This is a genomic window from Devosia sp. 63-57 (assembly GCF_001899045.1).
Classification (GTDB): Bacteria; Pseudomonadota; Alphaproteobacteria; order Rhizobiales; family Devosiaceae; genus Devosia; species Devosia equisanguinis.
The window spans coordinates 1,090,555-1,116,920 of the sequence record NZ_MKUY01000005.1 but is presented as its reverse complement, the minus strand read 5'-3'; the positions used below and the strand labels follow the sequence as shown (position 1 = coordinate 1,116,920).

The 26,366-nt window shown below is 62.8% G+C and carries 24 protein-coding genes; 13 read left to right on the top strand and 11 right to left on the bottom strand.

Annotation, left to right across the window (positions count from 1 at the left end; genetic code table 11):
- Position 1: 1 nt before the first annotated feature.
- The 5 genes from BGO80_RS13630 to BGO80_RS13610 all read right to left on the bottom strand — a co-directional run bounded on the left by BGO80_RS13630 (position 2) and on the right by BGO80_RS13610 (position 4,660).
- A complete protein-coding gene (locus BGO80_RS13630; RefSeq protein ID WP_286721906.1) occupies positions 2 to 1,132 on the bottom strand; it encodes an ABC transporter permease in 1,131 nt (376 codons plus the stop codon).
- Positions 1,129 to 2,724 (bottom strand): ABC transporter ATP-binding protein, encoded by a 1,596-nt coding sequence (locus tag BGO80_RS13625; RefSeq protein ID WP_126149159.1) that lies wholly within the window; start codon positions 2,722 to 2,724, stop codon positions 1,129 to 1,131. The genes BGO80_RS13630 and BGO80_RS13625 overlap by 4 nt, the downstream gene beginning before the upstream one ends.
- Positions 2,725 to 2,736: 12 nt before the next feature.
- Positions 2,737 to 3,741, bottom strand: a complete 1,005-nt coding sequence (locus tag BGO80_RS13620; RefSeq protein WP_206437779.1) for a BMP family lipoprotein — start codon at positions 3,739 to 3,741, stop codon at positions 2,737 to 2,739.
- 199 nt (positions 3,742 to 3,940) lie between these two features.
- Positions 3,941 to 4,063, bottom strand: coding sequence for a hypothetical protein (locus tag BGO80_RS13615; RefSeq protein ID WP_286721905.1), 123 nt, complete (start codon positions 4,061 to 4,063; stop codon positions 3,941 to 3,943).
- A gap of 117 nt (positions 4,064 to 4,180) precedes the next feature.
- On the bottom strand, positions 4,181 to 4,660 hold the full coding sequence (locus BGO80_RS13610; RefSeq protein ID WP_286721904.1) for an SRPBCC family protein: 480 nt from the start codon (positions 4,658 to 4,660) through the stop codon (positions 4,181 to 4,183).
- A 226-nt stretch (positions 4,661 to 4,886) separates the two neighbouring features.
- Between BGO80_RS13610 and BGO80_RS13605 the strand changes: the two genes are divergently transcribed.
- The 3 genes from BGO80_RS13605 to BGO80_RS13595 are packed head-to-tail and all read left to right on the top strand — an operon-like array spanning position 4,887 to position 8,646.
- The gene (locus BGO80_RS13605) at positions 4,887 to 6,113 is read left to right on the top strand and encodes a cell surface protein (protein ID WP_286721903.1); all 1,227 of its coding nucleotides are present in this window, start codon (positions 4,887 to 4,889) and stop codon (positions 6,111 to 6,113) included.
- Positions 6,114 to 6,143: 30 nt separating this feature from the next.
- Positions 6,144 to 7,082 carry a DUF6384 family protein gene (locus BGO80_RS13600; protein ID WP_286721902.1) on the top strand — a complete coding sequence of 313 codons (939 nt, stop codon included), beginning with the start codon at positions 6,144 to 6,146 and terminating at the stop codon, positions 7,080 to 7,082.
- Positions 7,083 to 7,086: 4 nt separating this feature from the next.
- Complete coding sequence (locus BGO80_RS13595) at positions 7,087 to 8,646, top strand: hypothetical protein (RefSeq protein ID WP_286721901.1); 1,560 nt, start codon at positions 7,087 to 7,089, stop codon at positions 8,644 to 8,646.
- A 70-nt stretch (positions 8,647 to 8,716) separates the two neighbouring features.
- Here BGO80_RS13595 and BGO80_RS13590 read toward each other — a convergent pair whose 3' ends face one another.
- Positions 8,717 to 9,115 carry a VOC family protein gene (locus BGO80_RS13590; RefSeq protein WP_286721900.1) on the bottom strand — a complete coding sequence of 133 codons (399 nt, stop codon included), beginning with the start codon at positions 9,113 to 9,115 and terminating at the stop codon, positions 8,717 to 8,719.
- Positions 9,116 to 9,210: 95 nt separating this feature from the next.
- Positions 9,211 to 9,882 carry a response regulator gene (locus BGO80_RS13585; protein ID WP_126149154.1) on the bottom strand — a complete coding sequence of 224 codons (672 nt, stop codon included), beginning with the start codon at positions 9,880 to 9,882 and terminating at the stop codon, positions 9,211 to 9,213.
- Positions 9,883 to 10,059: 177 nt separating this feature from the next.
- Here BGO80_RS13585 and BGO80_RS13580 point away from each other — a divergent pair, with 177 nt between their 5' ends.
- The 3 genes from BGO80_RS13580 (at position 10,060) to BGO80_RS13570 (ending at position 15,563) form a co-directional block, all read left to right on the top strand.
- Positions 10,060 to 13,641, top strand: a complete 3,582-nt coding sequence (locus BGO80_RS13580; protein ID WP_286721899.1) for a peptidoglycan-binding protein — start codon at positions 10,060 to 10,062, stop codon at positions 13,639 to 13,641.
- Between the two features lie 240 nt (positions 13,642 to 13,881).
- On the top strand, positions 13,882 to 14,808 hold the full coding sequence (locus BGO80_RS13575; protein WP_126149152.1) for a sulfite exporter TauE/SafE family protein: 927 nt from the start codon (positions 13,882 to 13,884) through the stop codon (positions 14,806 to 14,808).
- Positions 14,805 to 15,563, top strand: coding sequence for a TIGR02186 family protein (locus BGO80_RS13570; RefSeq protein WP_286721898.1), 759 nt, complete (start codon positions 14,805 to 14,807; stop codon positions 15,561 to 15,563). The genes BGO80_RS13575 and BGO80_RS13570 overlap by 4 nt, the downstream gene beginning before the upstream one ends.
- 9 nt (positions 15,564 to 15,572) lie before the next feature.
- On the opposite strand, the gene pdeM is transcribed toward BGO80_RS13570, so the two are convergent.
- Positions 15,573 to 16,280, bottom strand: coding sequence for a ligase-associated DNA damage response endonuclease PdeM (gene pdeM, locus BGO80_RS13565; protein ID WP_286721897.1), 708 nt, complete (start codon positions 16,278 to 16,280; stop codon positions 15,573 to 15,575).
- 150 nt (positions 16,281 to 16,430) lie between these two features.
- On the opposite strand from pdeM, the gene BGO80_RS13560 reads away from it, so the two are divergent.
- Entirely contained in the window at positions 16,431 to 16,865 is a 435-nt protein-coding gene (locus tag BGO80_RS13560) for a sugar dehydrogenase complex small subunit (RefSeq protein WP_286721896.1), read from the top strand.
- Between the two features lie 3 nt (positions 16,866 to 16,868).
- Complete coding sequence (locus BGO80_RS13555) at positions 16,869 to 18,485, top strand: GMC family oxidoreductase (RefSeq protein WP_286721895.1); 1,617 nt, start codon at positions 16,869 to 16,871, stop codon at positions 18,483 to 18,485.
- A 12-nt stretch (positions 18,486 to 18,497) separates the two neighbouring features.
- On the opposite strand, the gene BGO80_RS13550 is transcribed toward BGO80_RS13555, so the two are convergent.
- Complete coding sequence (locus tag BGO80_RS13550; RefSeq protein ID WP_286721894.1) at positions 18,498 to 20,993, bottom strand: ligase-associated DNA damage response DEXH box helicase; 2,496 nt, start codon at positions 20,991 to 20,993, stop codon at positions 18,498 to 18,500.
- 220 nt (positions 20,994 to 21,213) lie between these two features.
- Between BGO80_RS13550 and BGO80_RS13545 the strand changes: the two genes are divergently transcribed.
- The 3 genes from BGO80_RS13545 (at position 21,214) to BGO80_RS13535 (ending at position 23,640) form a co-directional block, all read left to right on the top strand.
- Complete coding sequence (locus BGO80_RS13545) at positions 21,214 to 21,501, top strand: DUF6460 domain-containing protein (RefSeq protein WP_286721893.1); 288 nt, start codon at positions 21,214 to 21,216, stop codon at positions 21,499 to 21,501.
- Between the two features lies 1 nt (position 21,502).
- Complete coding sequence (locus tag BGO80_RS13540; RefSeq protein ID WP_286721892.1) at positions 21,503 to 22,177, top strand: nucleoside/nucleotide kinase family protein; 675 nt, start codon at positions 21,503 to 21,505, stop codon at positions 22,175 to 22,177.
- A 116-nt stretch (positions 22,178 to 22,293) separates the two neighbouring features.
- The gene (locus tag BGO80_RS13535) at positions 22,294 to 23,640 is read left to right on the top strand and encodes an MATE family efflux transporter (protein ID WP_126149144.1); all 1,347 of its coding nucleotides are present in this window, start codon (positions 22,294 to 22,296) and stop codon (positions 23,638 to 23,640) included.
- Here BGO80_RS13535 and BGO80_RS13530 read toward each other — a convergent pair.
- Together BGO80_RS13530 and BGO80_RS13525 are read right to left on the bottom strand one after the other, a co-directional pair.
- Positions 23,623 to 24,687, bottom strand: coding sequence for a quinone-dependent dihydroorotate dehydrogenase (locus tag BGO80_RS13530; protein ID WP_286723039.1), 1,065 nt, complete (start codon positions 24,685 to 24,687; stop codon positions 23,623 to 23,625). The genes BGO80_RS13535 and BGO80_RS13530 overlap by 18 nt on opposite strands.
- A gap of 38 nt (positions 24,688 to 24,725) precedes the next feature.
- On the bottom strand, positions 24,726 to 25,094 hold the full coding sequence (locus BGO80_RS13525) for a DUF952 domain-containing protein (RefSeq protein WP_126149143.1): 369 nt from the start codon (positions 25,092 to 25,094) through the stop codon (positions 24,726 to 24,728).
- Positions 25,095 to 25,271: 177 nt separating this feature from the next.
- Between BGO80_RS13525 and BGO80_RS13520 the strand changes: the two genes are divergently transcribed.
- Together BGO80_RS13520 and aac(6') are read left to right on the top strand one after the other, a co-directional pair.
- Positions 25,272 to 25,919 (top strand): S24 family peptidase, encoded by a 648-nt coding sequence (locus BGO80_RS13520; protein ID WP_126149142.1) that lies wholly within the window; start codon positions 25,272 to 25,274, stop codon positions 25,917 to 25,919.
- Positions 25,886 to 26,362: an aminoglycoside 6'-N-acetyltransferase gene (gene aac(6'), locus BGO80_RS13515; protein ID WP_353744208.1), complete on the top strand. Its 477-nt coding sequence runs from the start codon at positions 25,886 to 25,888 to the stop codon at positions 26,360 to 26,362. The genes BGO80_RS13520 and aac(6') overlap by 34 nt, the downstream gene beginning before the upstream one ends.
- Positions 26,363 to 26,366 lie beyond the last annotated feature (4 nt).

The following is a 26,366-nucleotide window of genomic DNA, read 5'->3' as shown; positions in this document are numbered from 1 at the left end:
CTCAGCTCTCCGACTTCACGGTTTCGCGGGCAACGGCTTCAGCCTTCTGCTCGGGAGAAAACAGCATCAGGGTGCGTTGCAGGCCGGGGCGGAACAACCCCTCCATGGCGCCTGTAAACAGGATCACCAGAGCCTGGATGACCACCACCATTTCGCGAGTCAGCCCCGGCACCACATATTGCAGCTCGTTACCGCCCTGATAGAGCGCGCCGAACAGCAGGGCCGCCAGTGCAATGCCAATGGGGTGATTGCGGCCCATCAGGGCCACGGCGATACCAACGAAACCGGCATCGGCGACGAAGTCGAGCACCAGACGGTTCTGCACCCCCATCACTTCGTTGAACGCCACCATGCCGGCCAGCGCGCCGGAAAGGGTCATGACGATCATGATGATGCGGCTATTGGACATGCCGGCATAGCGCGAGGCCGTGGGATTGTACCCCAGCGTGCGCAGCGCATAGCCGAACTTGGTGTGCCAGATGAGGATATAGACCGCCACCAGCGCCACCAGCGCCACCACGATCGAAAGATTGACCGGGGTATGCTGGAAAGCAGGAATGAACTCGCCAAGCTTGGGCAGGCGTCCGCCTTCGGCAAAAGTGCGCGATTCCGGGCCCATCACATTGGCCGGCTTGAACACGCGATTGAGCATGTAGACCATCACCGCCGAGGCGATGAAATTGAACATGATGGTGGTGATGACCACATGGCTGCCGCGCTTGGCCTGCAACCATCCGGGGATGAAGGCCCAGAGGCCGCCCATGAAGGCTGCGGCGAGGAAGGCCAGCGGCGCCACGATCAGCCAATGGGTCTGATCGAGTGCCAGGGCAACCGTGGCGACCCCGAGGCCGGCGATATAGGCTTGGCCATTGCCACCGATATTGAACAGCCCGGCATGGGCTGCAAGCGCCACCGCCAGACCGGTAAAAACGAAATTGGTGGCGTAATAAAGCGTATAACCGATGTTGAAGCCGCTGCCGAAGGCACCGACGACAATGGCTTCAATGGCCACCAGCGGATTCTGGCCGATCATCAGCACGACAAGGCCGGACACCAGGAAGGCCAACGCCAGATTGAGCAGCGGCAGCAGGACCACATCGGCCCAGCGCGGCAGCGGTTTCAGCGCGCTCATTCTGCCGCCTCCTTGTTGCCGATACCGGCCATCATCAGTCCGAGCTCGCCTTCTGTGGCGGTGGCCGGATCGGCCTCGCCGACGATGACGCCGTCGAACATGACGAGGATGCGGTCCGAGAGCGAGCGGACTTCGTCCAGCTCGACGGAAACGAGAAGAATGGCCTTGCCCGCATCGCGCATCTTGATGATCTGATTATGGATGAACTCGATAGCGCCGATATCGACGCCGCGTGTCGGCTGGCCGACGACGAGCACGTCGGGATTGCGCTCCATTTCTCGGGCCAAGACGATCTTCTGCTGGTTGCCGCCGGAAAACAGCGAGGATTTGAGATTGATATTGGCGGGACGGACGTCGAAGGTCTTGATCCGTTCGGCCGCTTCCTGCTTCACCGCGGCAATATCGAGGAACATGCCGGCACCATATTCGGGCTGGTCCTGATAGCCGAGAATGGAGTTTTCCCATTCGGCGAATTGGGTGACGAGCCCCATGCGCTGGCGATCCTCGGGCACATGCGCCAGGCCTGCAGCACGAGCCCGCGCGGCGCCGTCATCACCTTTCAACTGCATTTCAGCGCCGTTGAGCAGCACCACGCCCGACTTCTGGTCGCGCATGCCGGTAATGGCCTCGAGCAGTTCGGACTGGCCGTTGCCGGACACGCCGGCGATGCCGACGATTTCGCCGGCACGGACTGAGAAGCTCACATCCTTGACGCGCACCACGCCCATGTCGTCGGCGACGGTGAGGTTCTTGACCTCGAGCATGGTCTTGCCCGGCTTGGCCTCGCCCTTTTCGACGCGCAACAGCACCCGGCGGCCCACCATCAATTCGGCGAGCTGTTCGGGATTGGTTTCGGCGGTCTTGACCGTCGCCACCATTTCGCCCTGACGCATCACCGACACGCTGTCGGTAATGGCCATGATCTCGCGTAGCTTGTGCGTGATGAGGATGACGGTCTTGCCTTGTTCGCGCAACGTCTCGAGCACGCGAAACAGGTCGTCCGCTTCCTTGGGCGTCAAGACGCCGGTGGGTTCGTCCAGAATCAGGGTTTCGGCGCCGCGATATAGCGCCTTTAGGATTTCGACGCGCTGCTGCTGGCCCACCGAGATATCCTCGATGGTGGCGTCCGGGTCCACTTCCAACTGATATTCGTGCTCGAGCCGGTCGAGTTCCCGGCGAGCGCGATCGAGACTGGGCTTGATGAAGCCGGAATCCTCGGCGCCGAGCACGACGTTTTCGAGGACGGAAAAATTGTCGACCAGCATGAAGTGCTGGTGCACCATGCCGATACCCAGCGCCAAAGCCTGGCGGCTGTCGGTGATATTGGCCTCGCGCCCATTGACGCGGATAGTGCCGCTGTCGGCGGTATAAAATCCATAGAGAATGGACATCAGCGTCGACTTGCCGGCGCCGTTTTCCCCCACGATGCCGTGGATCGTGCCGCGCGCGACCTTGAGATCGATGTCCTTGTTGGCATGGACGGCACCAAAGCGCTTGTTGATCTTCTCAAGCTCGATGGCCCAGCCGTTTGCCGGTGCGGATACAGCGGCCGTTTCCGGCCGCTGCAGATTGCTGTTATCGCTGCCGCTCATGGGCTGAGTGCTTTAGAGCGGGCAGTTCGAGTCGGTGGTATAGTCGTGGACCGAGATCTCGCCGGCGATGATCTTGGCCTTGTAGTCGTCTGCAGAGGCCTGCATTTCGGCGGTGATCAGGTCCTTGTTGTTGTCGTCAAGCGCATAGCCAACGCCGTCCTGGGCCAGACCCAGCACGGTGAGACCCGGCTTGAAGGTGGCGTCGTCGGCAGCTTCGGTCATGGCGTTCTGAACGGCGACGTCGACGCGCTTGAGCATCGAGGTCAGCACCGAACCCGGATGCAGGTAGTTCTGGTTGCTATCGACGCCGATCGAGTACTTGCCGGCATCGGCCATCGCCTGCAGCACGCCGAGGCCCGAACCACCGGCAGCGGCAAAGACCACGTCAGCCCCCTGGTCCATGGCGGCCTTTGCGAGTTCACCGGCGGTGACCGGGTCATTCCAGGCGGCAGGCGTGGTGCCGGTATAGCTTTCGATCAGCTTGATGTCGGGATTGACGGCCTTGGCGCCCTGAGCGTAGCCGCAATAGAACTTGTGGATCAGCGGCACGTCCATGCCACCAACGAAGCCGACGGTGCCGGTCGCGGACTTTTCAGCAGCGAGAACGCCGACCAGATAGGAGCCGGTATGCTCGTCGAACAGGATCGACTGCACGTTCGGCTGGTCGACGACGGTGTCGATCACGACGAAATTGGTATCGGGGAATTCCTTGGCAACGTTATCGAGGGCGGCGGTCCACATGAAACCGGCCATCACGATCGGGTTCGCACCCTGACCGGCGAAGCGGCGCAGGGCCTGCTCGCGCTGGGCATCGTTCTGCAGCTCGAGATCCATGAAATTGCCGCCGGTCGCGGCCTTCCAGGCCTCGGCACCATTAAAGGCCGCCTCGTTGAACGACTTGTCGAACTTGCCGCCCAGGTCATAGATGACCGCCGGATCGGCCAGAGCCGCACCGGTCAACACCGCGCTGAGAGCAACGCCGCCGGCAATGGCCTTGGTGAAGGTCGAGATTTTCATTGTTGTCAGTCTCCCTGTCTCGCACCGAGCGCCTGGACCACGTTCCGGCCGACAAGCTCGCTGCGCTAACAGAGGATAAAATCGTGCAATGATCGCGCCCGCAAGAGGGAAAGCAGGAAATTTTTCCGAATGGTCAAAATTCGGACGCCCCGCATGCAACTAAGGCAGGCCTTTGCCCAAGTCTTGCGCAATGAAGGATTTACCAGCGCGCCAGAATCGCAAAGAACAATTCGCCGAGATCAGCATCGGCATAGAGCGTAACCATCACAGCCAGGGCGGCGATGACATAAAGGGCGAGGCTGTCGCGAGTACGGGTGGTCATGATGGCATTTGAAACAAAATGGACGGAACACGCCCTGTCTCTACCGCATGGCCCGCGGCCAGATTGTGGCCATGCCGAGACCATGCAAGCCATGGTAAACAAAGGCTAAATTCAGCCTCAGCCCACAGGCTCGACACCAGGGTCCAGCGGGGTCACCACAGCGCCGATGGCATCACCGAACCGCTCGAAAAAGCCATCGATGATCTTCTGCGCCGAATTGCCGATAACGGCCCTGCCCAGCTTCATCAGCTGACCGGAGCCACCGCCATTGGCAACGAATTCGAGCAGCGTGTCCTCACCCTCATCGGCGAGGCTGATATCGGCCGATCCTTCGGCAAGCCCCAGCAGTCCACCCTTGCCGCGCCCGGCGAGCGTATAGCTGCGCGCTGCATCGATGTTGGAGAGCTCCAACTCCCCCTTGAAGGTGGGATGCATGACGCCGAGATTGACCCTGATTTCGAGATCAAGTGTGCGCTCGCCCGACCAGGCGATCATGCTGCATCCGGGGATGGTGGCCTTGAGCACATTGGGGTCGTTGAGGGCGAGCCAGACTTGCTGTCGCGACGCGGCGATGATGTAGCGTCCACAGAACTCCATCAGCGATTGTTTCCGTGGTGTGGGCACAGAGAATTCGCAACCGCATTCCAGTAGCGTAGCGACAATTTCATTCCGATCCGTCCGCTCTTTACGTGAGGCTTTTTCGCACCAATATGAAGTAAATAGTGGCCGGGTCTGCATGTTGCAATTGTCAGCGGGGCCCGCGCACGCAATCTAGGGCGCGAGGGCGTCCTGCGCCCATAAGGCCTATGATCGGGGAGCCAAGATGACCGACCAAGTGAATACCGCGACACCTGCCACCGCAACGGCCATGCCGGCCATTGCCGAAAAGCCGCTGCAGTATCTCGACAAGGCCGTCAACGCCATCCGCGACCTGGGCATCTGGCCCGAACAGCAGGGCGAACAGCCCATCACCGGTCTCCTCAGCCAGATCACCGAGCTGGACGAAACCCGCGTCATCCTGATTGGCCGCACGCTCAGCCAGGCGAGCGCTTTCAACGAGGTGGTCCGCGAGCAGGTCGCCGCCATGAAGATCGGCGAGCGCTACGAAGACATCACCAAGGGCTTCGACAGCATTCGCGACGACGCCAAGATGATGGTCGACCAGTTGCAGGACAACAAGATCGACCTGGTCGAGCGCGTCCAGAACGTCTGGATGAAGGTGAGCCGCGGCGATATCGCCACGCGTTTCAACAAGATCCGTGACACCTATCTCGACGTCACCAAGGACACCAAGGACCAGATCGACCGCGAGCAGATCATTCTCGAGGCCTATCGCGACTTCCGCGGTGCGCTCAAGCAGGCCGAAGTAATGGCACTCGAAGTGCTGCACACCGCCGAGCAGCGGTTGGGCGAGAAGAAGAACGTCCTGCAGAAATCCGCCGATGAACTGGCGGCCTATGCCGGCGACGTGCCGGCCGACAAAGCCCGTCTCGAAATGGCGCGCGACGAGCGTCTGCGTGAAATGCAGAACGAGGAAAAGCGCTACCAGATCGCCAAGGACCTCTCGGACAATCTGACCATTTCCTACAATACGTCGGAAGTGGTGATGGCTCGCCTGATGCAGACGACCAACGCCAAGGAGCGTGTCTATCAGCAGTCGATCTCGTTCTTCTCGACCAACGAAACGGTGCTGACTGCTCTTTCCGCCTCGTTCACCGGCATGTTCGGTCTGCATGAATCGACTGAAACGCTGAACGCGATGAAGGAAGGCATGTCCAAGTCGCTCGAGACGCTCAGCGAAATCGGCGACAAGGTGCAGGAAGAAGCCATCAAGGCCGGTTATGGTCCGACGGTTCGCGCCGATGCGGTCAAGAAGCTCGTCGACTCGGTAGTCAACTTCCAGGAGAAGAGCCGCACCATCATCAATGAGATGCGCGTTGCCTCCACCAAGAACTCCGCTGAAATCCGAGACGCCGTTGAAGATGGCAAGCGCCGGCTGGCCACTCTGGCCGCCGAAGGCAATGCACTGCTGCTGGAAACGCGGAACTGAGGCCGAGGTTAGGACAGGTTACGGCATCGCATGAGTGAGGCCACAGCCAAGACGGCTGCCCCCCTGGATGAAGTCATGCTGGCGATGGACGTGGTCGATACGCTCCGTCACCGGCAGGACCTGGTAACCCGCGAACTCAGCGGCGCCTCCCGAGAGGCGCAACTGATCGAGCGCCTGCGCGCCATCTATCAGCAGCAGGGCATCGACGTGCCCGACCACATTCTGAAGGAAGGTGTGTCGGCACTGGCGGAGAGCCGTTTCGTCTACGAGCCTCCAGCCCCAGGCCTGGGCACGACATTGGCGCGGCTCTATGTGGGCCGCAAGACATGGGGCAAGCCGGTTATCGCCGGGTTCCTGGCACTCGTCGTGCTGGGGATCGGCTATTTCGGCGTTTGGCAGCCCTATCAGAACGGGCAGGCCGAACAGGCCCGCATCGAGCTGAGCCAGGGACTGCCGGCGCAGATGGATGCGCTCTACCAGACCATCTATGAAGAAACCAAGGTGCAGCAGGCCGTTGTGCAGGCCGATGCGTTGATGGCGCGTGGCAAGGCCTATGCCGCCGAGGGTAACCGCACCGGCGCCGAAGATATCGTGGCGCGTCTCACCGGGCTGCGTGACCAGTTGCGTCAGGACTATACCTTGCGCGTCGTCAACCGCTCGGACGTGCAGTCGGCCTTCTGGACCTTCCCGGAAATCAACACCGACGCCACCAACTACTATCTCGTGGTCGAGGCCATAGATGCCGATGGCCACACGCTATCGCTACCAATTCTCAACGAGGAAAACGGGGAAACCGAGACGGTGTCCATGTGGGGCGTGCGCGTGCCCGAGAGTGTCTATAACGCCGTGGCTGCCGACAAGCGCGACGACGGCATCATTCAGGCCAATGAAGTGGGCCGGAAATCGGATGGGTTCCTGGAAGTCGAATATCTCATGCCCGTGCTTGGCGGCGCAGTGACGCGGTGGTGAGGACATGAGCATCCGTGGACCCGAAGCCCTGGCGAGCCTGGAAGAGGCGATGCGCGACATCCGGCGCGAGGAGGACGAAATCTCCCGCCGCCTGGCGCGCACGGCCGAGAAGATCGGCAAGATCAAGGAAAGCGAAGCCGAGCTCTTTCGTCAGCTGGCGCAATTGCGACTCGATCCTGCGATCCAGGGCGAGCTGGATGGCCGCATTTCGACGGCCGAAACCAAGGCGCGCGCCATGCTCAAGAGCCATGCGCGCGACGTGGAGACCGCCGAGCAGACGATCAAGGATGTCGATGTGGCGCGCGCTGCGCTGGTCGAACAGCGCAAGGCGGCCAATGAGCGCTTCGAGGATCTGCAGGGTCAACTGAAGGCTCTCAATGACCGGCAGGTTGCCGCATTGGCCGATGACGCCGCTTTCCAGGCCAAGCGTAGCGAGGCCGAGGAACTCGATCGCGTCGCCGAACAGTCGATGCGCAAGACCGAACAGGCCGAGACCGACCGCGAGGAGAAGGGGCGGCCTTATCGCGACGATCCGCTGTTCATGTATTTGTGGGAAGCTGGCTACGGCACCTCCAATTACCGCGCCAACAATCTGATTCGCTATTTTGATGGCATGGTGGCCAGTCTGGTCGGTTTCCAGAAAGCGCGGCCGAACTTCGCCATGCTCAATGAAATTCCGATGCGGCTGCGCGAGCACGCCGAGCGGCAAGAGGCGAATGCCCAGGCGGCCGAAGCCGAACTCGAGGCCCTGCAATTGGCGGCCGTCGATGCGGCCGGCGGCAAGCCCATCCGCGCGGCGCTCGCTGCCGCCCAGGCCGAAATCGAAAAAATCGACGCACAGATCGTCGAATGCGAGGACAAGCGCGACACAGCGGCCAAGACCCTTCAGGACCTGGCCGAGGGGCGCGATCCTGCCTTTGAAAATGCGGCCAGTACTTTGGCCGAAGCGCTTGGCCGCGAGGATATCCAGACGCTTCTGGCCCAGGCACGCCTCACCCGCACCGGCCAGGACGACACTATTGTCGCCCAGATCGATGAGGCGCGCGCCCGCATCCGCGAAGAAGACGAAGAGAGCCGCGAACAGCGCGAGCGCCTCAAGACGCTGGCGGCGCGCCGGCGCGAGCTCGAAGACATTCAGTGGGAATTCAAGAAGCAGCGGTTCGACGATCCCCGTTCGAGCTTCCGCGAGGACAAGCTGGTGGGTGACCTGCTCAACGACTTCCTGCGCGGCGGCATCACCGCGGCCACCTACTGGGACCATTGGCGCAAAAGCCAGAACTGGGCCCAGGGCAGCGAATGGGGTGCCGGTTACAAGCCCACCCGTCAACAGCGCGACAATTCCCCTTGGCCGCAGGGCGGTGGCAGCACCTTCCAATGGCCCGACAGCAGCTTTGGCAGCGGCCCCTCGGGTGGCAAGAACAAGCCCAGGGGGGGCGGTTTCGGCGGTGGCTGGGGCGGTGGCAGTTCAGGCAGCAGCAGTGGTGGTGGCGGCTTTTCGCGTCCCCGCACCGGCTCGAGCGGTACGCGCAAGCATTCCGGCTTCAAGACCGGCGGCGGCTTTTAGGCTGTTGTGAACGCGCGCAGGTGCCTTGGCGGCAGCGCCGGGTTGGCTGTTGCTGGACGATGAGGACTGATCAGTTGACCGGCGGCGTTGCCATCAGCTCCCAGACATTGCCTTCGCTGTCCTCGAAATAGGCAGAATATCCCCATTCGGACTGCGTGCCGGGGGTCAGGACGGCGCCACCAGCCAGCAGAACGCGATCCAGGATGGCATCAACAGCCTCGGCACTTTCGGCGCGATGGCTCAAGACGAAACCCGGCGTGCCGACAATGGCTTCCGGCTTTCCCGCAGTCTGGGCGATCTGCTCGCGCGGGAACAGCACGAAGGAGAATTTGTCGTCGAAGAAGAAGGCGACATGGTCCTCCCCCGCCCCGATCTGGTCGTCACCGATATCGAACAGCGTGCGGTAGAAGCCGAAGGCGCGTTCGAGATCGTCCACACCGATGGTGATGATGGAAATTTCCGGCTTCATGTCCGCGTCTCCTGAAATCCTGAAAAGACGCTAGCACAGCCAAGGCAGGCACTGCCCCGACCCGAAGGCGTTTTCAACGGCAATCGGGGCTTGCGTCAGCTCTTGTCGCCGCTGGTCGAGAACAGCGCCTCGAACTGGCCTTCCTCGATGCGGGCGGCGGCGATCACCGCCTGGGTGCGACTGTCGACATCGAGCTTTTGCAGGATGGCGGAGACGTGGGCCTTCACCGTCGCCTCGGAAATGGTGAGCTCATAGGCGATCTGCTTGTTCATGAGGCCATCGCTCAACATCATCAGGACGCGCACCTGTTGTGGCGTCAGCGTCGCCAGCCGCTTCATCAGCGCCGTGTGATCGTCCTCGCCACCCAGCGTGGTCCCCGCCGGAACGAAAACCTCACCGGAGAGCACAGTCTCGATGGCGCGACGGATTTCGGTGGGGCCTTCGGATTTGTGCAGATAGCCGGCAGCGCCCAGCTCGAAGGCGCGGCGCACCACGGTGGAGTCCTCCACCGCCGAGATGATCATCACCGGAATATCGGGATATTGCGCACGCAGCAGCAGCAGGCCCGAAAAGCCGCGCACGCCCGGCATATTGAGATCGAGCAGCACCAGGTCGCAATCGCGGTCGGCATCGAGCGCGGCGCTCAGGCTGTTGAGATCGCCAGCTTCCTCGACACTGACCGTGGCATCACCGCCCGCAAGCGTCTGCCGCAGCGCGGCCCGAAACAGCGGATGATCGTCGACAATGATGATACGGCGGCGCGTCATATAGGCCCCAACTCCCCTGCGATATTCTATTAAACCGGAAAATTAACGAATCCAGCCCGTGGCTCTTGCATATTGCAGCAATGCTTAACGGCTTCTTTACCATGTTTTCTCAAGAGTAGCCGTTAGACCTTCGTGTTGAATCGCGGGGGAACCGTCTTTTGCTGACAGGGACTTACCATGGCCCGCGCCTATCCGAATCCGGACTATGCCGACACGGCCCACGACCCCAGCGCCGGGGAGTGGCATGCGCTGCGTGGTGAACTGGTCGCGTTGCTCGACCAGGTCGAGAGCCGATATGGCCAGGTTGAGGCCCCTGAACCGGCGATGAGCGGCCTGGCGCAGCGGGTACGACATCTGCGCGATCAGGTCGGCGGCAGTCCCGAATCGAGCTCGCGGCGACGCGATGCGCTTCGTTCGGTCAAGCGCGCGGTGGACCGGTTCAACGAACGCGATGCCGGCCCCCTGGCTGAGCCGCAGGACGACCTGACCGCTGCCATCGCCGAAATCCGCAGCCGCCAAGGGCCGATGACCCTTGCCGCCAACGGAAGGCGTGCTTCCGATATCGTCCCCGATTTCCGCGAACTGGGCGGCCTTATCGGCGGCATGAGCCAAAGGCTCGAGCGCCTCGAGGGGGAACTCAAGACACAACGCTCCAATGGGGGGCATGTGCGCGAGGTGGCAAGCCAGGTCGAACAGTTGACTCATGTGGTGGAGCTTTTGGCCGGCGCCGTCGGCGAAACCGGCCAGGTCAAGCGCCTCGAGAACCAGATCGCGGCGCTCGGCGCCATGATCGAAGATGCCCCTAAGATCGATCTCGGCGCGGTCAATGCGCGTCTCGACGACGTTTCGACCACCGTTGCCAAGCTGGCCGAACTGCAGGCCCAGCAAATGGAACGCGAGATCGATCGCGAGACGCTGCGCGCCAGCCAGCCCAGGACGGACGCGGCCGACAAGCTGGCCCCGGCCATGCATTCGATCGAAGAAAGCGTCCGCAACGTCTATGATCGCATCGACGCCATCGAGCGCAACGTGGCGCTGTCGAGCGGCGACTTCGAGCGGCTGACCAGCGAAATGGCTGCCTTTACTCAGGCGATGAAAGACAATGGTGCGGCGCCCTCGACGCTGATGAACCGCATCGAATCGCTGGCCGAGCGGCTGGAGGGGATCGACAGTTCCGATGGCGAAGTGCACGCGCTCAAGGGCGACATCGCCGCGCTGCGCGGTGCCATCATGCAGACCATGGAGCCGCGTTTCCTGCGGCTCGAGAGTCAGATCGAGGCGCTGAGCGACAAGCTCTCACCTGTTGACACCAGCATGGTCGAGAACCAACTCAAGTCGCTGATGACGCGCATGGATGATGCCGGCGCCCAGTTGGACGGGCTCGCGCGGCTTTACTCCGCGGTCGAGGACCGTCCCGATTTTGAATCGCTGGCCTCGCTCGTTGCCGAGCGCACCAGCGAAGCCATGGCCCGCAAGGTTCCGGCTCCGGTCGCCATGTTCGGCCCCGAAAGCCTCAAGAGCATTGAGGACCGATTGAGCGGCTTGATCCGCTCGGCCGGCAAGACGCCCGACTACGAAGCGCTTGCCGATCTCGTGGCCACCAGAACCTCCGAGGCCGTGGCGCGCTCGGCCCCGCCGGCACAGCGCCAGGGCAGTGACACCCAGATCGATGCGCTCGAACAGCGCATGACCGCCTTGCTCAACACCACCGGCAAGGACACCTCTGAACGCCTGGCACGTCTGGAAGCGGTGCTCAGCGGCCGGATCGAGGGCACAGCCACACCACCGCGTCCGGCCAAGCAACAGCCCGCCCGGGTCGCTGCCTTCGAGACCGACGAGGCGCTCGATAGCGAGTTGCGTGCCGAAGAGCAGAAAAATGCCCTCGACAGCATGCTGGCCAACCTGTCGCGCGACCGCAGCGACTCCATGCCGAACAATCCTGCAGAGGACAAACCGCTGGTCGATCCCGGCTTCAAGGATACGGCGCCAGTGCGTTCGGCTCTTGCCGCCAAGGCCGCTGCCCGGCCGCGTCCGGCCGCTGAAGTGCCCGCTTCCGTTTCGCAACCGGCTGCGCCGCGCTTTGATCCAAACCAGGTTGAACGCCCGCCCCGTCCGCAGTCGAGCTTTGCCTCGACCGAACGCGACCCATTTGCGCCTCCGGCCTCTTCAGCCGCTCCGCTCATGGGCAATGCCGAGCCCGTCGTGCCAGCGTCGAGCACCAGCACGTTCGTCGCAGCCGCGCGCCGCGCCCAGCGCGCCCGGCAGGAGCAGACCGCCGCCCCGGTCGAGACGAATTCCCTGTTCGGCCGTGCCCTTGCCCGCGTGATGCCGAAAAAGGATGCCGGGGCCGAGACGGATGCCGCAGTCGCAATGTCCGCGGCGGCCGCACCTCCGGTTGAGGCTGTTACCGCACCCGTTGCCAAGCCCAGGCGCGAACCCAAGCCGCCCAAACCCCCGAAGGAGCCAAAGGCGCCCAAGGTCAAGCAGGCGCCAATCGATGCAGACAGTGGTGAGGCAAGCGAGAGCTTCCTGACGCGCCATCGCCGCCCGCTGCTGCTGGCCGCGACGCTGGTCGCTGTCTCAATGCTCGCCCTCAACTTGGTCATGCAGCGCATGAGCACCAATTCGGCACCCGCCGCCCTGGCCAGCCAGAGCAGCACGGCTCCCGAGGCCTCGAGCAATCCGCCCGCGTCAGACGATCAGTCGTCCGTGCCGCCGCGGGTGATCGACATGATCGACACGACCGCTGTCGGATCGATCAATCCCGGCGCGCCGATGACCTTCTCGCGCGCTGCGACCACCCCGCCAATGCCACCTTCCCTGCTGATTGATGCATCGTCTGCGGCCGAGAGCAGTGACCCCACGGTTCCGCCTGGCGCCGCTGCCAACACGGCGCCCGAAACCTTCGAGCTGCCGCCGGAGGCGCTTGGACCCGAACCGCTGCGCCAGGCCGCTGCTGATGGCGACGCCCGCGCCCAGTTCGAGATCGCTGCCATCTACACGGAGGGCCGCGCGGTCGAGCAGAATTATGGCGAGGCCGCCAAATGGTATGAGCGCTCCGCCGCGCAGGGTTTCGTGCCCGCGCAATATCGGCTGGGCAATCTTTACGAGGCCGGTACGGGCGTCGAGAAGGATGTCGAGCAGGCCCGTCTCTGGTACCAGCGTGCGGCGGAAGCGGGCAACCGCATGGCCATGCACAATCTGGCGGCGCTCTATGCCGGCGGGCAACTGGGTGACCAGCAGTTCGAGTCCGCCGCCGAGTGGTTTACCCAGGCCGCAAACCGGGGCATGACCGACAGCCAGTTCAACCTGGGCATGCTCTATGCGCGCGGTTTGGGCGTGGAGCAGGATTTCGAGCAGTCCTACAAGTGGTTCTCGCTGGCCGCCCGCAGCGGCGACAAGGATGCCGCGCAGGCCCGCGACGATATCGCCAAGTCACTGACCGCCGAGGCCGTTGGCCGGGTCAACGACACGGTCAAGGCCTGGAGTCCGCAATCCATAGAGCTAGCGGCCAACTTCGCACCCATCGGCACCTGGATGAGCACGTTTGATCCGGGCGAAGCCATTGCCAACAAGGACGTGGTACTGCGCGTTCAGCAGGCGCTGAACCGCCTCGGTTTTGATGTTGGCTCGCCCGATGGCCTTCCAGGCCCCAAGACGATGCAGGCCATCCGCGACTTCGAGCGCGGTACCGGCATGAGCGAAAGCGGCAAGGTCAATCCGCGCCTTCTGGCCGTTCTCGGCAGTCAGCCGGTGTAAGCGGGAAAGGCGCTTTCCTGTCGTCGGCAATGGCGACAGAAATACGTTAAATCCTTGTTTCGACGCGTTTTAAGCGCCCGGACGGTTGCGGTGTCCATACGAACCGATCTAACATGAGCCGACCGTGACCCGAACCTCGGTTCGGGTCATTTTTCTTATATTCGCCGGGGCCTTGACCTCTTGTTGACGGACCATCTCCTAAGATGGCCTCCGTAACGCATTTTGACGGGACCCAAGGGTTTGCAGATCTATCTGCCAATCGCCGAGCTTTCCGTGAACCTCTTCTTTCTCGTGGGGATTGGAGGGGCGGTCGGCTTCCTGTCGGGCCTGTTTGGCGTCGGTGGCGGATTCCTGTTAACCCCACTGCTGATCTTTTCGGGTGTGCCGACTTCGGTGGCCGTCGCCTCGGTGACCGGCCAGGTGGTGGCGGCCTCCTCCTCGGGTGCGCTGAGCCATTATCGACGCGGCGGCATCGACCTGCATCTGGCAATGTATCTGATCCTGTCCAGTATTCTGGGAGCCTTCGGGGGCGTAGCCGCCTTCTCGCTCTTGAGCAGTGCCGGCCAGCTCGACCTGTTCATTTCTCTGGGCTTCCTCATCCTGCTCGGCTTCGTCGGCGTGCTGATGCTGCAGGAATCGGTGCGCTCGCTGATCAAGCAGCGCAAGGGCATCGTCGTGCGCGAGCGCCTGCCCAACCAGCACAGCTGGATCCATGGCCTGCCATGGCGCGTGCGTTTCAAGAAGAGCCGGCTCTATATCAGCGTGCTGCCGGTATTGGTTATCGGCGTCTTCATCGGCTTTGTCGGCGCATTGCTGGGCATTGGCGGCGGCTTCATCATGGTGCCGGCACTGGTCTATCTGCTGCGCGTACCGGGCAATGTGGTGATTGGCACCTCGCTGGCCCAAGTCGTGGCGATGATGGCGGTAACCACCGTGCTTCATGCCGTGCAGAGCCAGAGCGTCGATATTCTGCTCGCCTTCTGCCTGATGGTGGGGGGCACGGCCGGCGCGCAGTTCGGCGCCGCTGCCGGCAAGCATCTGCGCGGCGAGCAATTGCGCGGACTCTTGGCGCTGCTGGTTCTGGCCGTCGCTATTCGCTTCGGCCTGTCGCTGACGCTGACGCCAAGCGATGTGTTCAGCATGGCGGTGATCGGAGGGGCGCGATGAGAGCGCTGCTGGTCCTGCTTTTCGGCCTTTGTCTCAGCTTGCCCGCCACCGCGGCGCGGCTCGTCTCGACGCTGTCCAACGAAACCGTCGAAATCACCTCCAGCTTCGATGGCGAGCGCATGACGTTTTTCGGCAATATCGCGCCCGACGCGGGAGCCGAACAGCGTTACGTCGAAGGCCCGTTTCATGTGGTCGTGGTCATTCTCGGACCGACACAGGACAGGGTGGCGCGCGAAAAGACCCACAATTTTGGCATCTGGCTCAACACCGACCAGGTGACGTTCCGCCGGTTTCCAAGCTATTTCCACGTTCTTTCCAGCACCCGCCTGGGCGATATCACGACGCTCACCACGCTGACTGACAATCTGATCCTGCCCGAATCCTACGCCATGGCGCCGAACGCATCCGGACTGGTCAAAACCCTGACCTTCGGTCGCGAGCTCATTCGCCTGATGACGCAGGAACAGCTCTTCGGCGTGCAGGAAAGCGGCGTGAACTTTCTGTCCGACACCTTCTATTCCGCCCAGCTGACCCTGCCCAGCAATGCGCCGCCCGGGCCCTATATCGCCCAGACCTATGTGTTCAAGAATGGCGAGATCATTGCCCGCAAGTCGGAGGGCTTTGCCGTGCGCAAGATCGGCTTCGAGCGTTTCCTCGCGCAATCGGCGACGCAGTTTCCGTTGCTTTACGGCCTCGCCTGCGTGGCGCTTGCGCTGTTTACCGGCTGGCTCGGTGGCGTCATCTTCAAGCGCTGAGACCTGCGCTTATCCCGGTACCAGGCGCTTGATCGGCACCGGATAGGTGCGGTCTCGACCCAGCATGGTCACTTCAAGCGCCGGCCAGTGAAAGAGCCCGACAAAGGGATGCGACATGATGTTGATTGCCCCGGTCGAAGCGCCGTAAGCGGGCAGGATCATCAGCCTGTTGTCATGTACGAAGCATGGCTTTCGCGTCGAGCGTCCCTCAACGGCGATACGCGCGGCGGGGTGCAGATGGCCTGAAATGACTCCCGTCTGGCCCTTGCGCGGCTCGTGCACGAAGGTGAGGCCGGAAAGCGTCAGCTCCGGCAGGCAGGTGCCGCCGATGGCGTGCGGCGCCGGATCATGATTGCCCGACAGCCAGATGCACTCGGCGGTCTCTACCAGCGTATCAAGCCGCAGCCGGTCGGCCTGGGTCAACAAGGCGCTGGAATCGGCGCGATGGAACGTGTCTCCCAGCGACACCAGGCGTCGGGCGCCAGTGCGTCGCATGTCGGCCTCGAGCCGGCTCAGGGTCATGCCGGTATCATAGGGCGGCAGCATCTGCCCGCGGCGGGCAAAGCTGGCCATTTTCTCGAAATGAAGGTCGGCGACAAGGAGAGTGGATTGGGCGTGCCAGAACAGCCCGCCCGAGGGCAGCGGCTCAAAGTTCTGCCCGGCAAAGCGCAGCAAGGCGGTCTCCGTCTGTTCGGCTATGGAATAGGAGTAGTTCAACCGCGCCTGCGCAAATCACTGTGGCCCCGAGCCTTTCCCGCATCTAGCAGATTCGCCTTATGTTCTCAAACGAGGTGCGCATTGCCGCAATCATCTTTACCAATTCGAGGCGGACAAGCGCATAGCCTTGGCCAAAAGGGAGACGACAGCATGATACGCCATCATCGCGCCGGCAGCCTCACGCGGCGGCAAGTTCTGGCCTGGGGCAGTGGCACCGCCCTCGGTCTCGTCATGGCACAGGGCGGGTTCGCTGCCGAAGAGGTGAGCCTGGATGACTTCATGGCCTTGTCCGAGCGCCTGCTGGGCGGCGGCGCAAGCCCATCGGATCAGTATGGTGCCGATTATCTCCAACACCTGCTGGACGAGGGACTTGGGGCCGACCTCGCCGCACTCGCGAAAGGTGGCAGCGACAGCACGCTCGAAAGCCGCATCATTGGCCAGTGGTACACCGGCCTTGCCGCGGACGACACCGTCGTCACCTATACCGATGCGCTGATGTGGGAGGCACTCGACTATACCAAGCCCATGGGCTGGTGCGGCGGGGAAACGGGCTATTGGGCCGATGCGCCCGAAGGGGAGGCTTGAGCCATGGCCGACATTATGGCGGATGTTATCATCGTAGGGTCCGGTGTCGCCGGCGCCTTGATTGCCGACCAGCTGGCCGCAGCGGGCGTCAGCGTTGCAATTCTGGAAGCGGGTGATCCGGTCGACCGAGCCGAAGCGGTGGACACATTCCACGCCGCCGCCATCAAGACCCCTGAATCTGCCTATCCTGTGGGGCCGGATGTCGACCATCCGCTGGCCTGGAATCCCGACTATTACTATCGCCAGACCGGTCCGGATAAATTCAAGAGCACCTATGTGAAGGTGGTGGGCGGCACGACCTGGCATTGGCTGGGTACCGCCATCCGCATGTCGCCCGAGGATTTTGAACTCAAGAGCCTGCATGGCCGGGGTGAGGACTGGCCCCTGAGTTACGACGATCTCGAACCCTACTATGTCCGCGCCGAGGAAGAGCTTGGCGTTTCGGGCACTGAGGGCTCGCCGCCGACTGCCCATCGCTCGGCCGGCTTTCCGATGCCTCCCATTCCGCAGACCTATCTCGACAAGGTGTTTGCCGAAAGGCTGGCGGGAACCGAGTATATCGTCACCCCCACGCCGCAGGCGCGCAACTCCATCGACCGTGACGATCGACCCGGCTGCTGTGGCAGCGGCAGCTGCATTCCCGTCTGCCCGGTGCAGGCCAAATATGATGCCACCGTGCACGTCGACCGCGCCGTGAGCAAGGGCGCCGAACTGCACGCGGCGATCACGGTGACCCGCGTGGAAATCGGCGCTGACGGTCGGGTCAGTAGCATCCAGTTTTGCCGCCGCGATGGCACGACCGGCACGGCCGCGGGCAGGCTCTATGTGCTGGCCGCCCATGCCATGGAGACACCGCGCCTGTTGCTGGCCTCGGCTGGTGAGCATGCCCCGCAGGGTGTGGCCAACAGCTCGGACCAGGTGGGACGCAATCTGATGGATCACCCCAGCCAGCTCAGCTGGGCAGTGACCACCGACCCGGTCTGGCCCTATCGCGGCCCGCTGTCGACCTCGGGCATTGAGAACCTGAGCACCGGAGCCTTCCGCGCCGACCGGGGAGCGTTTCGCATCGAGATTGGCAATGACGGGCACAGCTGGCCTACCGGAGCGCCGCTCAGCACAGCGGCCAAACTCGCTGCCGAGGGATTGCGCGGCAGCGAACTCGATGCGCGCCTGCGTCACGACACGTCGCGCCATGTCCGACTGGCGGCGCTGGTGGAGCAATTGCCCGACCCGGAAAACCGCATCACCTTGCATCCAAGCGAGAAGGACCGATACGGCGTCCCGCTGCCGCAGATCCACTATTCCGTCGACACCTATGTGCAGGCAGGCCTCGAGGCTGCGGCTGCCGCACATGACGACATCTTCGCCGCGCTTGGCACCAGCGAAGTGCACCACGCCGAGGCATTCAACGGCTCAGGGCACATTATCGGCACCTGCCGCATGGGCAATGACCCGGCCAAGTCGGTTGTCGACGCTGAACTGCGTGCCCACGACCACGACAATCTGTTCATCGCCGGCTCGTCCGTGTTTCCGACATCGGCCACCGCCAACCCCACGCTCACCATCGCTGCACTCAGCCTGCGGGCGGCTGAGGCGATCAGGAAGCAGTTGCGCGCTTAGGAAGAGACTGTCTCACGCGCGCGTGCCGAGGGATTCGCGCAGCAATTCCTCGGCGGCGTCTTCCATCGCGGATTCTCGTCCCTCGCCAAAAATCGGTTCCTTGCCGATATCGAGCATTACCGGCACGGCCAGCGGTGAAATCTGCGCCAGGGGTTTATGGACGATATGTGAGCGCACGCGCGCCAGCATCTGGCCCAGTCGCTCGATATCGAGCAGACCACGCGCAGCGTCGCGCCTCGTGGCCTGGATCAGAATATGGTCAGGCTCGTGCTGGTAGAGCACGTCATAGATCAGGTCCGAACTCATGGTGATCTGCCGCCCGGTCTTCTCCTTGCCGGGGTGACGCCGTTCAATGAGGCCGGCAATAATGGCGCAGTTGCGGAAGGTGCGTTTCATCAGCGCCGATTCATCGAGCCAGGCCTCGAGGTCATCGCCCAGCATATCCTCGGAAAACAGCTCATCGAGCGAAAGCCGCCCGGTGCGGATCAGAGCCGATAGATCGCCCAGCCCCCAGACCGCCAAGGCATATTCGGAGGCGACGAACCCCAGCGGCCGCGCTCGCATGCGCTCGAGGCGTCGGGTCAGCAGCATGCCCAGCGTCTGATGCGCCAACCGACCCTCGAAGGGATAGCAAACGAGATAGTTCTGCGTGCCACGCGGAAAGGTTTCGACCAGAAGGCTGTCGCGTTTGGGCAACACGGAAATCTGCTGCTGCAGGCGCAGCCAGTCGGAGACCTGATCAGGCAGTTTGGGCCACTCGCCGGGGCTGTCCATGATGCGGCGCACCCGCTCGGCCAGATAGGTGGAGAGCGGGAATTTGCCGCCCATATAGGACGGAATCTTGGGGTCTTTCGAAAAGGCCCGCGACACGAAGGCCTCGTTATCCTTCATGCCTTCGAAAGCGACGATCTCGCCGCCGAACATGAAGGTATCACCCAAGGACAGCGTGCCGAAGAAATACTCTTCCATTTCCCCAAGCACGCGCCCCCCTGCCCCGATAGGACCGGTGGTGCGTCCTGTCTTCTGCTCCTTGCTGCGTACAAGGCGTACCCGCACCATCGGCTCTTCGATGATTGTGCCGATATTGAGCCGGTATTGCTGGGCCACCTGCGGATTGGCAATGCGCCAGGTGCCGTCGGACGTTTGCTTGAGCCGCGCATAGCGCTCATAAGCGCGCAGGGCATAGCCACCAGTAGCGACGAAATCGAGCACCCGGTCGAACTGGCTGCGCGGCAGGTCACGATAGGGCCAGGCATGGGTGACTTCGGCATAGAGATCGTCGGCGGAAAAAGCGTCGGCGCAAGCCATGCCGAGCACGTGCTGAGCCAGGACGTCATAACCGCCGGGCAGAGGGTCTTCGCTATCCTGGTGGCCTTCGGCCACCGCCTCCACAGCGGCCTCGCATTCCAGCACCTCGAAGCGGTTGGACGGCACCAACAGCGCTTGGGATGGATCATCGAGCCTATGATTGGCGCGGCCGATGCGCTGCAACATGCGCGAGGAGCCCTTGGGCGCCCCCACCTGCACCACGAGATCGACATCGCCCCAGTCGATGCCCAGATCGAGCGTCGAGGTGCAGACCACGGCCTTGAGTCTACCGGCCGCCATGGCCGCCTCGACCTTTCGCCGCTGTTCGACCGAAAGCGAGCCATGATGGAGGGCAATGGGCAGCATGTCCTCATTGATGTCCCAAAGGCCCTGGAACAGCATTTCCGCCTGGCTGCGGGTATTGACGAAAAGCAGTGTCGTCTTGTGCCGCTTGATCACCTCGTAGAGTTCGCGATGCGCGTAATTGGCCGAATGCCCGGCCCAGGGCAGCCGCTCCTCGGTTTGGAGAATGGCCAATTCCGGCGGGGCGCCGCCGATCATGCGCAGCAATTCTGTCTGCCGCTGCGGCAGGGGCTGAGCGATCCAGTCGCGCAGGAGATCGGGGCGAGCAACGGTGGCGGAAAGCGCGGTGATGCGCATATCCGGCGCCAGCTTGGCCAGCCGCGCTATTCCCAGCGCCAGAAGGTCGCCACGCTTGCTGGTCACCAGGGCATGGAGCTCGTCCAGCACGACACGGCGCAGCGTCCCGAACATCAGTTCCGCATGCGGGTGGGAAATGAGCAGCGCCAGTTGCTCGGGCGTGGTTAGCAGGATCTGCGGTGGCTTGACGCGCTGGCGCGCCCGCTTGGCGGCAGAGGTATCACCGGTGCGCGCCTCGACCCGGATCGGCAGGCCCATTTCGGCAATGGGGGTCGAAAGATTGCGCTGCACGTCAACCGCCAGCGCCTTGAGCGGCGAAATGTAGAGGGTGTGCAGGCCCTCGAAGTCACCATCGACGAGATCAGCCAGTGTGGGCAGGAAGCCAGCCAAGGTTTTTCCGGCGCCGGTGGGGGCGATGAGAAGCTGATTGGCGCCGCATTGGTAGGAGCCGAGCACGGCCAATTGGTGTTCGCGCGGCGCCCAGCCTCGAGAGGCAAACCAGTCGGCGATGATGGGCGGGAGGGTTGGCGCTTGAGACATGCTTGCCCTTACCCGTCTCGGCCGACAACAGGTGACGTCATGCCGGGCACTTCCCGATGCGCCTTGGTCTCGTCCAGACGGTGGCCTGCGGCACACCGAAAGCGCGCTTGCGCACTCGGTCGGGCTGAAAGGGATGGCGATAAACTTGCCAAGGAGCACCTAATACAAATCACCAACAAACCTATATGATGGGCTTGCGCCTGCCAAATGGAGTGGACCGATGACAGAAGACTATCGCCCCGAACAGCGTTCCCCGCTGGTGCGCTTTATGGGCGGCAGCCCGGTGGCCGTGATCATCAGGCTGCTCCTGCTTTCCCTTGTCGTCGGCTTCATCATGTCGTTCTTCGACCTCAATGTCGGCGATCTGGTTCGCACCGGCATAAGAGTGTTCCGCGACGCTTTGCGCGATGGGTTCGGCATGTTCCGCGGCATGGGCGGCTATATCCTGACCGGCGCTGCCGTCGTCGTGCCGATCTGGCTGATCATGCGTCTGACGAAGGCCCGCTGAAATGACTGCACAGACCATTCGCCTGACGCCGCAGGCGGCTTTGGCGCGACTTGTGCCGTATATTCTCGAAATGGAAAGTCAGGCTGATGGGCGCCGCATCGCTATCGGCATGGCAGGCGGCCCGGGCACGGGCAAGTCGACGCTGGCGGCGGAGCTGGTGACCATGCTCAATGCCGTGCGCCCCGGCAGCGCGGCACTGGTGCCCATGGACGGCTTCCACATGAAGCATGCCAAGATCGAGGCCATGGGCGCTACGGACCGCAAGGGCGCGCCGCACACCTTCGAGGGGGCGGCCTTTGTCAGCTTCCTGCATCAGCTCAAGCATGCCAATAGCCCGGTCAGCGGCCCGGGTTATAGCCGCAAGATCGAAGATACGGTCGATGATGCCTTTACCGTGCCGGCTGATGTGCGAGTACTGGTGGTCGAAGGCAATTACCTGTTGCTGACCGAAGGGCCCTGGGCCGGCGTCAAGGCTCTGCTCGACTATGCGGTGTTCGTGCATGTGCCGCGGGACATCGTTCAGGCGCGGCTGCTGAAGCGCCACGGCGAGGAAGGGCTTTTCACCGAGGAACGTAACCGCGCCCATATCGAGCGCAATGATTTGCCCAATTACGATCTGGTTGAAACCTCACGCGACCGGGCCGACGTGATCTTCGAAATGGACGTCGAGCGCTAAGCGCCGCATCGAAGCCGTACTGTCACACGAATGGCACGTGCTGCATGACATGAGGAGATTGAGACTTGCCGCGTGACAGGGCAAAGCTGTCTCCGATTGTCCGTCCGAGTCTCCCGATGTCCTCCCGTCCACAGCATCCCTTTGATGTCCGCTCCGCTGACATCTGGAAAATCGCCCTCCCCGCCTCCATCGCCTTCATCACCGAACCCATGGTGGGGCTGGTCGATATTACCGTCATCGGCAGATTGGGCGATGCCGGCATGCTCGGCGGGCTGGTGCTGGGCGCTTTGGTATTCGACGTCTTGTTTTCGCTGGCGTTTTTCCTGCGTATCGGCACTGCCGGCCTCGTGGCGCAGTCCGTGGGCGCCCGTGACCCGCGCGACGGGCTCCTGCATCTCAGCCGTGCGTTGATCCTTGGGGTCGGCATCGGGCTGCTGATGATCGCCCTGGCAATCCCCACCCTATGGCTGGCGGTGCATTTGCTCGCGCCTGAGGCCCGCGTCGAAACCGCGCTATCCGACTATTTCTACTGGCGCATCTGGTCGGCGCCATTTTCGCTGATCAACTATGCCCTGCTCGGCTGGTTCTATGGCCGGGCGGCCGCCAAAACCGGCATGATGCTGCAATTGCTGCTGCATCTGTTCGACATCACGCTCTCCATCTGGTTCGTGCACGGTCTGGGCTGGGGCGTACCGGGTGCAGCCTTTGGCACGGTGATCGGTCAAGCGGTGGCGGCTGGGGTCGGCCTCTCGCTCGTAGCACGCCATTATGGTGGCGTTGGCGCCATCATGGCCCGGATCGCGCCGGGCGAATTGCGCGATGCCACAGCGATCCGCCGCATGTTCGGGCTCAGCCGCGACTTGATGATCCGCTCCATGGCGCTGATGGGCGCCTATGCCTGGTTCGCCGCCCAGGGCTCGCGCATGGGCGAGGTGCCATTGGCAGCCAATGCAGTGCTGCTCAACCTGTTGATGGTCGTAGGCTATTTCCTCGACGGCATTGCCCAGGCGGCCGAGCAGCTGACGGGGAAGGCCGTCGGGGCAAATTGGCGCTCCGCATTCGATCGGGCCTATCGGCTCTCCATGCTGTGGGGCCTGGTGATTGCGCTGGGTCTAGGCCTGGTCTGGTACGTGTCCGGACCGTGGATCATCGGCTTCATGACCACCAATGAGGAGGTGCGCAGCTACGCCTTGGCCTATCTGCCCATCGCGGCGCTCTGCGCCTTCACCTTCATGCCGGCGTTTGTCTATGACGGCATCCTCATCGGCACGACGCAGAACGTCGTCATGCGCAATGGCATGATCGCCTCGCTGGTGGTGTTCCTCGCTGTCGCTGCGGTGCTACAACCCGCTTTCGGCAATTGGGGATTGTGGGGCGCGCTCCATTGCTGGTTCGTGGCGCGCGGCCTCATCTATTTCTGGGCGCTGGAGCGCAAGACGGCCGGTTTATTCGACCCGGCCTGATGCCCACTCTTCGACCTTGGTGCCGACCAATTCGGAAATATTGGTCTTGCCGGCGGCACGCACGCCCGATACCAGGCCCCGTTTGATCCGATCCAGCAGGTCGAGCCCACCGAACACCAGGGCCGAATAGAGCTGGATGGCGTTGGCGCCGGCCTCGAATTTGGCCAGCGCGGTCTGCGGCGAGTGGATGCCCCCAACCCCGATCAGCGGCAGGGCGCCGACGCGCTGACGCATCTGCGCCAGGCGCTGGGTTGAGAGTGCAAAAAGCGGCTTGCCCGAGAGCCCGCCAGTTTCTCCGGCATTCTCCATCCCAGCCACCGCATCGCGGCCGATGGTGGTGTTGGAGACAATAAGTCCATCGAGGTCGGTAGCAAGGATCACGCGGGCGATGGCGTCCATGCCGGCTTCGTCGAGATCAGGCGCGATCTTGAGCAGGACGGGAACGCGGGTTTTCGCCTTGGCGCGGGCCGAAAGGACTTCGCCCAGCAGTCGGCGCAGCGCTTCATCGGCCTGGAGGTTTCTCAGGCCCGGCGTATTGGGCGATGAGACATTGACGGTGAGATAGTCGGCGAGATCGGCAAAGCGGCTGACACCAAGCACATAGTCGGCGACGAAGTCGTCGCTGTCCTTGTTGGCTCCGATATTGACACCAAGGGCCGCAGGAACGCGCAGCCCCTTGAGCCGCTCGAAAGCGGCATCATGGCCCTCATTGTTAAAGCCCATGCGATTGATGACGCCTTCGGCCGCAGGAATGCGGAACAGGCGCGGCTTGTCATTGCCCGATTGCGGGCGCGGCGTCACCGTGCCGATTTCGGTCATGCCGAAACCCATCAAGGCCAGTTGGCGGGGGACTTCGGCATTCTTGTCGAAGCCGGCTGCCATACCCACGGGGTTGGCCAGGTCGAGCCCGCAAAGCTGGGTTGCCAGCTCAGGCGGATCCTGGTGCTCCTGCTGGGGCGCCAGCCCCAGGCGCAGCGCAGCGATGGTCGCGCCATGGGCGGTTTCGGCATCCATGCGCAGCAGGGTATCGCGGGTCAGGGTCTGCAGGCCCGGTAGACGCAGCAGCGGAGAGAGGGCCGAAAAGATCACTTTACGTCCTCCGGCAGTACACAATCCCCGTCCGCCGAGACGCTGATGGGTCGCTCCCAGGCAATGCTGCTCAGCTTGAGCGGACCACCATAGAGATGGGGAAACATCTGCCCGCCGCGCGAGGGCTCCCAGACCAGACCAGTGCCCAGATCAGCGATACGCACCGCCAGAAGCACCAGGTCCGACTGCCCCTTAAAATGCAGGCGCAGTGTCTCTGCCAGTTGTGCCGCCGTCGAAAAGTGCATGTAGCCATCCGTCGCATCGATGGGCATGCCGGAGAAACTGCCGGACTGGCGCGCCGGCGCATAAGCGCTGGCAGTGGCGATCTTGTAGATGAATTCCGGCTGGGTGGAGGCTGTCGACATCGGGCGGCCCTGTGGGTGAACGGGAATACGCGCAGCGGTTTTGATCGGCTTTGCCCGGAAAGACAACCGGATAAGCGCAGAGCCAAAGGTAAAGGATAGCTTTACAAGATCCATGGGGATGAATACGGTAGGACATCATTCCTTGTTCGAGACTCATTTCCTTTCGGGGATCCTTTCATGTTGTCACATAGGGCCATTTGGGACGGCATCGACGCCATGGCGCGTCGGCACGGCCATTCGGTTTCGGCGTTAGCGCGGCTGGCTGGCCTCGACGCTACGGCGTTCAACGTGTCCAAACGCGTCAGCAAGGACGGTCGGGAGCGCTGGCCGTCCACCGAAAGCATCGCCAAGATTTTGGAAGCGACCGGGGAAGGTTTTGACACCTTTCTGTCCGGCACCGGCGCCTATATGCAAACCTCGGGCTTTGCCGAGCCGGCGCAGCGGACGGTGCCGCTTTTGGGGCTTGCCCAGGCCGGGGCCGGTGGTTTCTTCGACAGCGCCGGTTTTCCGGTCGGTCAGGGCTGGGACGAAATCGTGCTGCCGACGCCGGCGGATAATGGCATCTATGCGCTTGAGGTAACCGGCGACAGCATGGAGCCGCTCTATCGTGAGGGCGATCGCATCGTTGTCTCCCCCACCGAGCAGGTGCGCCGCGGCGACCGTGTGGTGGTCAGAACGCGAGAGGGTGAAGTGATGGCGAAAATCCTCCACCGCCAGACCGCCCGGCAGATGGAATTGCATTCGATCAATCCCGCCTATGAACCGCGTGTGCTCGATCTGGCCGATGTGGAATGGGTGGCGCGCATCATCTGGGCCAGCCAGTGAGGATCGCGCCCGCGCAAAAAAGCGACGAAGCGGACTGGTGTGCCATGCGATCCGCGCTTTGGCCGAGCGGTGCCAATGGCGAGCACGCCGCCGAAATCGCAGAGCTTCTGGTCGATGCTGGCACTACCATCAACCTGATCGCGCGCGACCAGGACGGGCGAGCCCTTGGTTTTGCAGAGGCGGCGCTGCGGCACGACTATGTCAATGGCTGCAAGACCTCGCCGGTGCTTTTCCTCGAAGGCATTTTCGTCCATCCGGACGCACGCGGCCAAGGCGTAGCGCGACGGCTGGTCGACGCGGTGGCGGCCTGGGGGCGCGACCAGGGATGCACCGAATTCGCTTCCGACGCGGGTATCGCCAACACGTCCAGCCACGCCATGCACACAGCGCTCGGTTTTGTCGAAACGCAACGCGTGGTGTTTTTCAGGAAGACGCTGGCCTAGCCTC

What these genes read in the sequence shown, in the direction of transcription:
- BGO80_RS13595 (WP_286721901.1), top strand. Translation starts at nt 7,087, where the DNA reads ATGAGCATCCGTGGACCCGAAGCCCTGGCGAGCCTGGAAGAGGCGATG.
- BGO80_RS13620 (WP_206437779.1), bottom strand. Translation starts at nt 3,741, where the DNA reads ATGAAAATCTCGACCTTCACCAAGGCCATTGCCGGCGGCGTTGCTCTC.
- BGO80_RS13520 (WP_126149142.1), top strand. Translation starts at nt 25,272, where the DNA reads ATGTTGTCACATAGGGCCATTTGGGACGGCATCGACGCCATGGCGCGT.
- BGO80_RS13525 (WP_126149143.1), bottom strand. Translation starts at nt 25,094, where the DNA reads ATGTCGACAGCCTCCACCCAGCCGGAATTCATCTACAAGATCGCCACT.
- BGO80_RS13555 (WP_286721895.1), top strand. Translation starts at nt 16,869, where the DNA reads ATGGCCGACATTATGGCGGATGTTATCATCGTAGGGTCCGGTGTCGCC.
- BGO80_RS13580 (WP_286721899.1), top strand. Translation starts at nt 10,060, where the DNA reads ATGGCCCGCGCCTATCCGAATCCGGACTATGCCGACACGGCCCACGAC.
- BGO80_RS13550 (WP_286721894.1), bottom strand. Translation starts at nt 20,993, where the DNA reads ATGTCTCAAGCGCCAACCCTCCCGCCCATCATCGCCGACTGGTTTGCC.
- BGO80_RS13625 (WP_126149159.1), bottom strand. Translation starts at nt 2,724, where the DNA reads ATGAGCGGCAGCGATAACAGCAATCTGCAGCGGCCGGAAACGGCCGCT.
- BGO80_RS13615 (WP_286721905.1), bottom strand. Translation starts at nt 4,063, where the DNA reads ATGACCACCCGTACTCGCGACAGCCTCGCCCTTTATGTCATCGCCGCC.
- BGO80_RS13545 (WP_286721893.1), top strand. Translation starts at nt 21,214, where the DNA reads ATGACAGAAGACTATCGCCCCGAACAGCGTTCCCCGCTGGTGCGCTTT.
- BGO80_RS13560 (WP_286721896.1), top strand. Translation starts at nt 16,431, where the DNA reads ATGATACGCCATCATCGCGCCGGCAGCCTCACGCGGCGGCAAGTTCTG.
- BGO80_RS13585 (WP_126149154.1), bottom strand. Translation starts at nt 9,882, where the DNA reads ATGACGCGCCGCCGTATCATCATTGTCGACGATCATCCGCTGTTTCGG.
- BGO80_RS13590 (WP_286721900.1), bottom strand. Translation starts at nt 9,115, where the DNA reads ATGAAGCCGGAAATTTCCATCATCACCATCGGTGTGGACGATCTCGAA.
- BGO80_RS13600 (WP_286721902.1), top strand. Translation starts at nt 6,144, where the DNA reads ATGAGTGAGGCCACAGCCAAGACGGCTGCCCCCCTGGATGAAGTCATG.
- BGO80_RS13540 (WP_286721892.1), top strand. Translation starts at nt 21,503, where the DNA reads ATGACTGCACAGACCATTCGCCTGACGCCGCAGGCGGCTTTGGCGCGA.
- BGO80_RS13630 (WP_286721906.1), bottom strand. Translation starts at nt 1,132, where the DNA reads ATGAGCGCGCTGAAACCGCTGCCGCGCTGGGCCGATGTGGTCCTGCTG.
- BGO80_RS13535 (WP_126149144.1), top strand. Translation starts at nt 22,294, where the DNA reads ATGTCCTCCCGTCCACAGCATCCCTTTGATGTCCGCTCCGCTGACATC.
- BGO80_RS13610 (WP_286721904.1), bottom strand. Translation starts at nt 4,660, where the DNA reads ATGGAGTTCTGTGGACGCTACATCATCGCCGCGTCGCGACAGCAAGTC.
- BGO80_RS13605 (WP_286721903.1), top strand. Translation starts at nt 4,887, where the DNA reads ATGACCGACCAAGTGAATACCGCGACACCTGCCACCGCAACGGCCATG.
- BGO80_RS13570 (WP_286721898.1), top strand. Translation starts at nt 14,805, where the DNA reads ATGAGAGCGCTGCTGGTCCTGCTTTTCGGCCTTTGTCTCAGCTTGCCC.